Here is an 11,086-nt window from a genome sequence, read left to right on the forward strand (position 1 = left end):
TCTCTCTCTCTCTCTCTCTCTCTCTCTCTCTCTCTCTCTCTCTCAATGGCCGCTTCATACTCCTGCTCAGGCATGGGCCTGAAAAAAACGTAGCCCTGCACCAGATCACAGTGGACGCTTTTCAGAAAGGCGACCTGATCCGGCGATTCCACGCCTTCGGCCACGGTCTGGATATGGAGCTTGCGGACCAGCCCGATGATGCTCTCAACCAGGATGGCGTCTCTTTCCTTATTCTCGCCGTCAATGAAGAACAATCTGTCGATCTTGAGTGTGTCGATGGGCAGGCTTTTCAGCAGGCTGAGCGAGGAATAGCCTTTTCCGAAATCGTCGATGGTGCAGGAAAAGCCTTCCTGTTTCAGCTTTTTCACGATTTCGGTCATCAACTCGAAGTTGTCGCAGGCGATGGATTCTGTGAATTCAAGGTCCAGCAGGCCGTTCGGGATGCGATAACGGTTTTTGACGGCCGCATAAGCGGCCACAAAGTCCTCCTCGTAAAACTGGAGCCGGGAAATATTCACCGAGACCGGCAGGACGGGCCGCTCCTCGTCCAACCTGCGGCGCAGGGAGCGGCAGACGCTTTCAAAGACATACTGGTCCAGCTCGGCAATGAGATGGTTTTTTTCAAAAATAGGAATGAATTTGTCGGGCGGAATGATTTGGCCGTCGGATTTTTTCCAGCGCACCAAGGCTTCGGCGCAGGCGATGTCACCGGTGCGCAGAGCCACCTTGGGCTGATAATAGACAATGAACTCCCCGTTGTTCAGGGCTTCCTGCATCTGGCTGACAAGGCCTTTTTCTTCCAGCAGGTTGTCGCGGATGCTTTCGTCATAAAAGGCATATTTGGCATAGGCGCCGTTTTTGACCGTCTTGCGCGCGAAATTGGCCCGGTCCAGAATGTTGTCTATGACCAGGTCACCGGGGGCGTCCTCCAGGCAGCAGATGCCGCAGCATACCGGCAGGGTCTGCTTGTACCGGGATTTGTGCATGAAATCCGTGATGGCTGCGTCAACGGTCTGCTGGCGCGCAAGAACCTCTTCTTTATCCTCGTAGCGGCGCAGGATTACGAAGTTATCCGCCGAGACGCGGCCGAAGATCTCATTTCCCTTGAGTTCCTTGCCGATAATGTGAGCGTATTCCCTGAGGACCGCGCTGCCGTATTCGTAGCCGAAAACATCGTTGATATATTTGAAGTCGGCGAAATCCGCATAGGCCACGGCATAGTGCGTGGCTTCGCCGGTACCGATCAGTTCCCTGGCCTCGCGCTTGAAGCGTTCCAGGTTGTACGCGCCCGTCAGGGGGTCCCGGTCCGCCATGTCATTCAGATTTTTGTTCAGATTCTCCAGCAGAAGCATTTTTCTGCTGTAGGCCCAGAGAATGAACAGCCAGGTCAGCAGCAGAAAAGCCGCCATGAGCACGATCAGGCGCAAGAGCATGGAGGTTTCTTTGTGGGCGAAAGCCTCCGCGGCAAAGACCGTCTTGTTCGCCAGATCAAAATAGTCTTCGCTGGCTCGCAGCAGGGCGCCGGATGCGGCCTTGTCCTGCCTGGCGGCCAGGATAGCCTTTTTCAGCCTTCTCCATTGCTGGTGAAGCTGGGATAAATTTTTGTTGTATTCCGGATCGTCGGGCCTGATCAGGCCGTATGGCCCTTCGCCGCTACGCAGTTCATTCTGGATGCCGTCAAGATAGGCTATCAGATCGTCGCGCGGTTCTTGCGCCAGCTCCAGTTTCACAAGGCGCTGGGTCGCGCCCCGTACGATGCCCACATAGTTGATAAGTCGGCCGTAGGTCTGGGATTGGTTGATGGAATAGATCGCGCCCGCGCCAAGCAGAATCACCAGCAGGAAGAGGGTCTTAAGACCAAATTTCAGCATGTTCTGCATATCTGCGCGGACCCCGGAAAGATTTTCATGGTATCCTACGCCATAACCGAACTTTTGTTAAGGTAATAAGGGCAGTATGAAGAATTTCGGCGCGCTTGTCGGCTATGGGCTTCGCGGTCCGGGTCAGCTCCGGTAGGCCTCGCCGATGGCCTGGGCCAGTCCGCCCAGGGAGGTTTCCTTGTAGCGGGCCTGGAGGTCTATCCCCGTACGGTACATGACCTCAATGATCTTATCCAGAGAAACCACGCGCTGGCGGCCGTCTTCCAGGCGGGAGAGCTGGGCGCAGTTCACGGCGCGTTCGGCGGCCACGCCGTTGCGTTCGATACAGGGAATCTGCACCAGGCCGCCCACCGGGTCGCAGGTCAGGCCCAGATTGTGCTCCATGCCGATTTCGGCGGCCGCTTCCACCTGCTTCACGCTGCCACCGGTGACCGCGCAATAGGCCCCGGCGGCCATGGAGCAGGCCACGCCCACCTCGCCCTGGCAGCCCACTTCCGCGCCGGAAATGGAGGCGTTCAACTTGTAGAACAGGCCGATGGCCCCGGCCGTGAGCAGAAAGTCCCGTTCGCCCTGTTCCGTGGCGTGGGGGTAGAAGTTGGTATAGTACATCAGCACCGCCGGTATGATGCCCGCCGCGCCGTTGGTGGGCGCGGTGACGATGCGTCCGCCCGAGGCGTTTTCCTCGGCCACGGCAAAGGCGTAGAGCATGGGCCAGAGGCTCAGGTCGCGACGGCCCGTGGCCTGGAGCGCGCTGACTTTGCGCAGCAGATTGGGAGCCCGGCGCCGCACCTTGTAGCCGCCGGGCAGCACGCCGTCCGTGCAGCAGCCCCGCTCCACGGATTCGCGCATAGTGCTGATGATGGTCGCCATGCGCGCGGCCACTTCCGCCTCGGAGCGCCAGAAAATTTCGTTGGCCAGCACGATGTCGGCAATGCTCTTGCCCTCCCGCTCGCAGATGGCGAACAGTTCACCGGCCGTGGCGTAAGGATAGGGCGGTGTGGGATATTCCTCTTGCGGGGCGTCGAAATCCTCTTCGGTGCGGATGAAGCCGCCGCCGACGGAATAATAGGTTTTGGACAGCAGGGACGCGCCGTCGTCGGCAAAGGCCGTAAGCGTCAGGGCGTTGGAATGGCGGGGCAGAAAGAGCCCCTTGTGCACCAGCATGTCCCGCGCATAGACAAAGGGCACGGCCCGTTTTCCAGCCAGCAGCAGGTCCGCGTCGTTTTTCAGCGCGCTGACCCGGTCGGCCAGATGAACCGGTTCCACGCTGTGCGGCTGTTCCCCCTCCAGGCCGCTGAGCACCGCGCCCATGGTGCCGTGCCCGTCGCCGGTGAGCGCCAGGGAACCGTAAAGGTCAAGCTGGACGCGGGCCGTCGTGTCCAGCAGGCCTTTGCCGCGCAGCTCGTCGGCAAAGGCCTTGCCCGCCAGCATGGGACCTACTGTGTGGGAACTGGACGGGCCGATGCCGATTTTGAAAAGGTCGAACACGCTGAGCATGGTTTTCTCCGCTTGGGGATTTGTACCGAGTATGCCGGAAGCCGCGCGTGGAGTCGAGGGCGGTGGCTGACCGGCAGGGCCAATACGTTGTTATACGCGCCTGCCCTGACGAAAACTGGTATCTTCATTGGCATGCTCCGACCCCGTCCGCTATTTGTGATACACGGAGCTTAAGAACTCCTGCAAGCAAAGGCCGACTTTTATGTCGGCGATCAACGCTTTTTCGTTACTGGAAAAGCGTGTCTCTTGGCTTGTACAGTACAGCCGGGAGTGGGCTAATACAAGACCGGTCAACCGGAAATATGCCCGCCGCGCTTGCACGGTTCTTAGCTCCCGGCTGTTGTTGCTTCGACAAAGCCAATAAGAAAATGCAAGAGGTGCCTTATGTCTCCTTCAACTCCTCCCATTGTCACTCTGGTGTCACAGCTCGCAGGTCGGCAGCGGACGTTCCCACGGCATGGCGGACGTGTCACGACGGGTGAATTGGAAAACCTGCATGCCCGCGTGCATCAATTAGAGCAAGTTGTGCTTGAAATTATCGCTTAACGGCGAAGTAAATTCGCCTTGCGATAATTTCGCGGTGCGGATTTTCACGGAAAACCCGTACAGAGCGTTGAGATATTTTCAATATCAAAATGCTCTAATATAGTGTTGCCCGCTCATCTGGCGAATACCATTGAGCGCATCAGATCCAGGGCCGAGCTGGAACCGGCTGGGGTCCAGAAACCTGTAAACGCTGTGCCCGTTGAGCATAAGACTGTGGTTGGGGTAGGGCATAAGCGATTTTTCTGCATCCGGACTTGCGCGGTAACCAACCGATCTGGCCGATAAAAAACGGCGCGCGGATATGATCCGCGCGCCGATGGTTCTGTATTGCGGAGGTCGCGTTCTACAGCGGCCGCTTGCTGTTGTAAAAGTTGATCAGGCAGCCGTCCAGGATGATCCGGCGTTCGTCGTCCGTAAGTTCCTTGAGAGTCAGGGCGATCTGTTCGGCCCAGATTTTATGCTCGCCGTCCGCCTCGCTTTCATGCACCAGGCAGGCCAGGATATTGGGATGGGCCTTTTCCACGGCCTCGCGGATGCGCGGAATCACCAGGTAGTCGCCCACACGCAGATCCTTGGCCAGGTCAGCGTCAACCACAAAGGGCAGCATGCCCCAGTTGATCAGGTTGGAGCGGTAGCGCTTGGTGGCGTATTCCACGGCCAGGTTGGCCCAGCCGCCCAGCACTTTCTGGCAGGAGGCCGCCTGCTCGCGTGCCGAGCCGTCGCCCGGCTTGACCGCGAAAATGGTGCTGCCCAGGCCGATGTTTGCCAGCGACGTGAGTTCGTCAACGAAATCCCCCACGCCGCAAGGCGTGCAGATTTCGCGCACGCGGGCCAGCAGCGCCGGGTCCGCCGGGTTTTCCAGGCGGGCTTTTTCCAAGGCCTGGAAGGCCTTGGCCCGCTCCACGTAGCCGGGATCCTTGCGCGACAGGGTATACTCCGCCAGCTTGAGCGGATTGGAGCGCAGGGAGGAGGTCTCGCCCGAGGGAATCAGCTCGTCCGTGGTGGTCACCGGATCGGTGATCACGCTGACCACCTGGAGAATCAGATGCTGGGGCAGGGGGCTCATTTCCGGCCAGTCCGCGATGTTCGGGCCAAAGATCAGCGGGGTTTCCGGTTTGGGCGCGCCGAAGCCGTTGTAGACGCGGCGCTGATAGATGATGGGCTCGAAATGGTAGCTGAGGTCCACGTTCAGGCCGGGGTCCTTCCAGTCCAGATCCGTGGCCGGGGTCAGGCGGCCGCCGTTGGCCGCGGTGGCGGCGATGGAGCGGGCGTCCATGAGCGCCACGGCGGAGAGCTGGCCGTTCGAGGGCTTGGAGCCCTCGCGGTTGGGGAAGTTGCGCGTGGAATGGCGGATGGACAAAGCTCCGTTGGCCGGGGTGTCGCCCGCGCCGAAACAGGGGCCGCAAAAGGCGTTTTTGAGCACGGCACCGGCGGCCATCAGTTTGGTCGTGGAGCCGTTGCGCACCAGGGCCAGGGCCTGCGGCTCGCTGGCCGGGTAGACAGAGAGGCTGAAGGCCTGGTTGCCCGTGCTCTTGTCGTCCAGAATGGCGGCGGCCAGGCTGATGTTTTCAAAGGAGCCGCCCGCGCAACCCGCGATGATGCCCTGGTCCACCCATACGCCGCCCTCGCGGATCTTGCCGCGCAGGTTCAGGCCCTTGCCCGCTTCGCCGAACTGTTTCACGGCCTCTTCGTCCACGGCGGCCAGGATTTCGTCCGCGCGGCGAACCACTTCGGCCACGGGCCAGACGTTGCTGGGGTGGAAAGGCAGGGCGATCATGGGTTCGATCTTGCCCAGATCCACCCGGATCAGCCCGTCGTAGCAGGCCGGTCCCTGAAGGGCCAGTTCGGCGAAATCCTGTTCCCGCTTGTGCAGGGCCAGGTACTGACGCACTTTGCCGTCCGTGCGCCAGATGGAGGACAGGCAGGTGGTTTCCGTGGTCATCACGTCGATGCCGCAGCGGTACTCCACCGAAAGGCCGTCAATGCCGGGGCCCATGAATTCCATGACCTTGTTTTTCACAAAACCGTTCTTGAACACCGCGCCGATGATCGCCAGGGCCACGTCCTGCGGTCCCACGCCGGGCGCGGGCGTTCCTTCCAGCCATACGGCCACGACCTTGGGCGCGGGCACGTCGTAGGTCTTGCCCAGGAGCTGCTTGACCAGTTCCGGGCCGCCCTCGCCCACGCCCATGACGCCCAGGGCCCCATAGCGGGTGTGGCTGTCCGAACCCAGAATCATGCCGCCGCACTTGGTCATCATTTCGCGCACGTACTGATGGATGACCGCCAGATGCGGGGGCACGAAAATGCCGCCGTATTTCTTCGCGGCGGAAAGGCCGAAGAGATGGTCGTCCTCGTTGATGGTGCCGCCCACGGCGCAGAGGCTGTTATGGCAGTTGGTCAGGGCGTAGGGCACGGGGAATTCCGTCAGGCCGCTGGCCCTGGCGGTCTGGATGATGCCCACGTAGGTGATGTCGTGGGAGGCCAGGGCGTCAAAGCGCAGGCGCAGGCCCGCGTCTCCGGCCGGGGCGGCATTGTGGGCCGCCAGAATGCGCTGGGTCAGGGTATGGGCGCGGGCGGCGTCCGGGTCCACGCCCCGTGCGCGCGCCTCGTCGGCGGCAAGGACCTGCGCGCCGTCAATAACGGTGGTCTGGTCAAAAAGCTGGATCATGGGAAACCTTCTTCAGTAGTGTTGACGTTGAAGCCGCCCGGTCAGTCGGCATGCGACGCGGCCAGTTTGAGGCCGAAGGCGATGAACACGACGCCGGTGCAGCGGTGCAGCCATTGCTGGAAACGGGGATTTTCAAAGGCCCTGCGCACCTGGCCCAGAATATAGGCCAGGGACACGTACCAGAGCAGACAGAGCAGCGACATGATGCCGCCCAGTTCCAGAAACTGGGGGACAAGGGGCATGTGCGGGTTCATGAACTGCGGCAGGAAGGTCAGAAAAATCAATACGGCCTTGGGATTGAGCAGATTAGTCAAAAAACCCTGCTTGAAGGCGCGCCACAGGACGCGGGGCGCGGGCCGCGCCGTTGTGTCCGTCATGCTTTCCGGCTCCCGGCCGGGCAGGGGCGCGGTGCGGACCACGGCCCGGCTGGCGGCCCGGCCCTGGCGCAGGGCGTGGATGCCCAGCCAGAGCAGATAGGCCGCGCCAACGTATTTCAGGATGCTGAACAGAAACACGGATTGCGCGATGATGGCGGAAATGCCCAGCATGGCCGCGCTGGTGTGGATCACGATGCCCAGGGCCACGCCGCAGGCCGCGGCCTGACCCTGCCGCCTGCCGTCCAGAAGGGAAATCTTGGCGATCAGGGCAAAGTCCGGCCCCGGCAGGATGACCAGAATGGCGGCCAGGGGCACGTAGAGCAGCAGGTTTTCCAGCGAAATCATGGCAGGGCCTTCATGGAGAGGATAACAGCGACTCCGACGGCTCAAGGGGCGCGGCCCTTTGAGAACCCCATTTATTAAGAAGCGGCGCGGTTATGTCAGCCGGTGTTTCCGGGTGACTCTCTCCATAATCACGCTAAAGAATAAAAGTTTTGACGGGTGGGGGACCGGGGGAGGGGAACTTTTGTAAAAGTTCCCCTCCCCCGGAAAGGCGATCCCTACAAATTTTCTCCTATGATCTCGCCGAACTCCCGGCAACCGACCACGCGCGCGCCGCTGACCTGGGCGGCCAGGTCCACAGTGACGGCCTTGGCGGCAATCGCCTTGCCCACGGCGGAGCGGATGCGCTCCGCGGCCTTGGGCAGTCCCAAATGCTCCATGAGCAGCGCGCCGCAGAGGATCACGCTGCCGGGATTGGCCTTGTCCTGCCCGGCGATGGTGGGCGCGGTGCCGTGGGTGGCCTCGAAAAAGGCCAGACTGTCGGATATGTTCACGCCCGGCGCGAGGCCCAGCCCGCCCACTTGGGCGGCCAGGGCGTCGGAAATGTAGTCGCCGTTGAGATTGGGCGTGGCCAGCACCTGGTATTGCTCGGGCCGCAGCAGGGCTTCCTGGAACATGGCGTCGGCAATGCGGTCCTTGACCACCAGACGGCCGGGCACGGGCTCTTTTTCCGTGCAGGTTTGGCCGCCGAATTCCTGCGCGGCCACATCGTAGCCCCACTGGCGGAACGCGCCCTCGGTGAACTTCATAATATTGCCCTTGTGCACCAGGGTCAGACTGTCGCGGCCGTTGTCCAGGGCATAACGCATGGCCCGGCGCACCAGCCGCTTGGAGCCCGCCTCGGTCATGGGCTTGATGCCCACGGCGGCGGCCTCGCCCACCTTGCTCACGCCCAGCTCGTCGCGCAAAAAGGCGATGAGCTTGCGGGCCTCGGGCGTATTCGCGGCGAATTCCACGCCCGCGTACACGTCTTCCGTATTCTCGCGGAAGATGACCATATCCACCCGCTCGGGATGCTTGACCGGGGTTTCCAGGCCGTCGAAATGGCGCACGGGCCGGATGCAGGCATAAAGATCCAGACCCTGGCGCAGGGCCACGTTCAGGCTGCGGATGCCCGTGCCCACGGGCGTGCCCAGGGGGCCTTTCATGGCGATGTCCGCGCCGCGCAGGGCGTCCATGGTGGCTTCGGGCAGGGGAGAGCCGGTTTCGGCCACGGCCTTTTCCCCGGCCAGCAGTTCCTGCCAGTCCAGGCGGAGATCCGATTCCTTGGCCAGGGCCGCGTCAATGACCGGGCGCGCGGCCCGCCAGATTTCCGGGCCGATGCCGTCGCCTTCGATCCAGTAGATTTTTTTGCGCATGTTCCTTTCCCGAGTTAGCGTGTTCCGCGTAAAAAGGCCGCCTTGCCGCTACGGGCAAGCGGCCTTGCGTGGTGTTATTCGCTGTCGCTGTCGGCCTCGTCCTGCGAGCCGACTTCCTGTTGCAGGGCACGGGCGCGCTTGAGCAGCTGCTCCAGCTGGATGTCGCCGCTGACCACGCCCACGATGCGGTCTTTCTCGTCGGTCACCGCGCAGGACACCGTAATGACCAGCTTGCCGGTGAAGTGTGACTGATAGACGTCCATGATGTGCAGGTCGCCGGTCTTCATGGGCATCTTAAACCATTCGCGCTGCGAGAAGTCATAGCCTACGGGCAGGGCTTCGTAGACTTCCTTGTATTCCGGGTCTGTGACAGCCGAGCAACGCATCTTGCCCCGGGCGTCGGTGAGGCAGCAGAACTGGATGAAGGGATACTCGTGCACGAATTCATCCAGCCGGGCGCAGGCCTGCTCGCTGAGGTCGGTCAGGCCGGGACTGCGGGACAGGCGCACGATGAGATGCGCGGCCAGATCCCCGGCCAGTTGTTTCATCTGGTCGAATTCGGTGGCGAAGAGTTCGGGCATGAAGCGCTGGACCAGTGCTTCCATTTCGTCATGGGAGAAGCTGGTGGTGCGCCCGGTTTCCTCGTACACGGCCATGATGGCGTCGTAGATCTGGCCCACGGCGGGATGCTTTTTGGAAACCTGCTTGTCTTCCGCCAGATTCAGGTTGTTGTTGATCCAGTAAGCCACGCCCGCGCGGCCGGTCTTGTCGGTGATGATGATCGGCACCGGGCGCCCCAAAAGATGCTTGGTGTCGAAGATATTGTAGATTTCCTCGTTTTTGGCCAGGCCGTCGGCATGCACGCCCGCACTGGTGGCGTTGAAGTCGCGCCCCACAAAGGGATAATTGTGCGGGATGCGGTAGTGCAGCTCTTTTTCGAAGAATTGGGCCACTTCGCTCAGAACCGTGGTGTCCGCCGCAGCGTCGTCGCCGGTGAGGGAGATATATTCCACCAGCAGGGCTTCCAGGGGCGTGTTGCCCGTGCGTTCGCCGAAGCCGAACAGGGTGCCGTTGACCGCGCCGCAGCCATACAACCAAGCCGTGACGCCGTTGACCAGCACCTTGTGGAAGTCGTTGTGGCCGTGCCATTCCAGCCACTGGCCGGGCACCCCGGCCTCGTCGGTGAAGGCCCGCACGATGCGCTGCACCGAGCGGGGCAGGGCCGCGCCGGGCCAGGGCACGCCGTAGCCCATGGTGTCGCAGAGGCGGATCTTCACCGGCATGCCGCTCTGGCGCGAAAGTTCCATGAGCCGCTGGGCCAGGGGCAGGCAGAAACCGTAAATGTCGGCCCTGGTCACGTCCTCGAAATGGCAGCGCGGAATGATGCCCCATTCCAGGGCCTGGCTGGCCAGGTCCACGTACATGTCCATGGCCTGTTGGCGGGTTTTGCCCAGCTTGAGAAAGATATGGTAGTCGGACACGCTGGTGAGCATGCCGGTCTCGTCGAATTCCATGTCCCGCACCAGCTTGAGGTCTTCCTTGGTGGCGCGGATCCAGGCCGTGACCCTGGGGAAGCGGTAGCCGCGCGCCCGGCAGACATCGATGCACTTGCGGTCCTTGGCCGAGTAGAGAAAGAATTCCGACGCCGTGATCAGCCCGGTTTTGCCGCCCAGGCGGTGCAGGAAGTCGAACATTTTGGCCACCTGCTTGACCGTGTAGGGCGGCCTGGCCTGCTGGCCGTCGCGGAAGGTGGTGTCGGTGATGCGCATCTGCTCCGCCGGACGCGGGGCCAGCAGCACTTCGTCGAAAGACGTGCGGCAAATGCTCGTATAGGGAAAAAGTTCACGGTAGAGCTGGGGCTTTTCAGGCTCGTGCAGATTCAAGACGCGGTTGCCGCCCGGCTGATGAATGATGCTCATGGGCTGTGTCTCGCTCGTGCGCGCCCTTGGGGCACGGTAGGAATTGAGGCTATAAAAGTTTTGTATAGCCGCTTCCCGCCCGCTCGTCCAGTGCGCGCACTTCGCCCCCCAGGGCAGACGCATCTAAATTCTGAGAGCCTGAAGGAGAAAATCTTCACTCAGTGCAATCTTGAACCTCTTGCCCTTCAAGCTCGATTTCCCCGGCATGCGCCGAAGTAAATTGAGGCAGATACTTCGCAAAATTCCAAGATTTTTGCCCGCATTACGAACCCGTGCTCGACTTTGATCTTCATCAAAAACTACATCAAGACACCAGTGCAAGGCGTTTTCTATCTGCCAATGAGCTCTCACGCTTTTAGCGGCACGCACTTCATCCTGAGCTAAACTACTTATGTAGTAACGACGGTTTGTCTCGATTTTTCCTCTACTTTCACGCACTGACTCAATAAGTACAAAGCTTTGCAAGCCAGCCCACTGCTCCTTATCGCTATACCAA

The 11,086-nt window shown here is 61.2% G+C and carries 7 protein-coding genes; all 7 read right to left on the reverse strand.

The window, feature by feature from the left end; genetic code table 11:
- Nucleotides 1–1,871: EAL domain-containing protein (locus HMPREF1022_RS12605; protein ID WP_198005376.1), on the reverse strand; the 1,871-nt coding region annotated here is incomplete at its 3' end.
- A gap of 132 nt (nt 1,872–2,003) precedes the next feature.
- The gene (locus HMPREF1022_RS12610) at nt 2,004–3,377 is read right to left on the reverse strand and encodes an L-serine ammonia-lyase (RefSeq protein ID WP_008683052.1); all 1,374 of its coding nucleotides are present in this window, start codon (nt 3,375–3,377) and stop codon (nt 2,004–2,006) included.
- A gap of 889 nt (nt 3,378–4,266) precedes the next feature.
- Nucleotides 4,267–6,594: a hydratase gene (locus HMPREF1022_RS12615; RefSeq protein ID WP_008683057.1), complete on the reverse strand. Its 2,328-nt coding sequence runs from the start codon at nt 6,592–6,594 to the stop codon at nt 4,267–4,269.
- Nucleotides 6,595–6,635: 41 nt separating this feature from the next.
- A complete protein-coding gene (locus tag HMPREF1022_RS12620; protein WP_009303405.1) occupies nt 6,636–7,316 on the reverse strand; it encodes a LysE family translocator in 681 nt (226 codons plus the stop codon).
- A 215-nt stretch (nt 7,317–7,531) separates the two neighbouring features.
- Complete coding sequence (gene icd / locus HMPREF1022_RS12625; protein ID WP_009303406.1) at nt 7,532–8,671, reverse strand: NADP-dependent isocitrate dehydrogenase; 1,140 nt, start codon at nt 8,669–8,671, stop codon at nt 7,532–7,534.
- A 74-nt stretch (nt 8,672–8,745) separates the two neighbouring features.
- Nucleotides 8,746–10,590 (reverse strand): triose-phosphate isomerase, encoded by a 1,845-nt coding sequence (locus HMPREF1022_RS12630; protein ID WP_009303407.1) that lies wholly within the window; start codon nt 10,588–10,590, stop codon nt 8,746–8,748.
- 123 nt (nt 10,591–10,713) lie between these two features.
- Nucleotides 10,714–11,086: ISAs1 family transposase (locus tag HMPREF1022_RS17560; RefSeq protein WP_156802823.1), on the reverse strand; the 373-nt coding region annotated here is incomplete at its 5' end.

It is taken from the genome of Desulfovibrio sp. 6_1_46AFAA (assembly GCF_000224635.1).
Classification (GTDB): Bacteria; Desulfobacterota; Desulfovibrionia; order Desulfovibrionales; family Desulfovibrionaceae; genus Desulfovibrio; species Desulfovibrio fairfieldensis.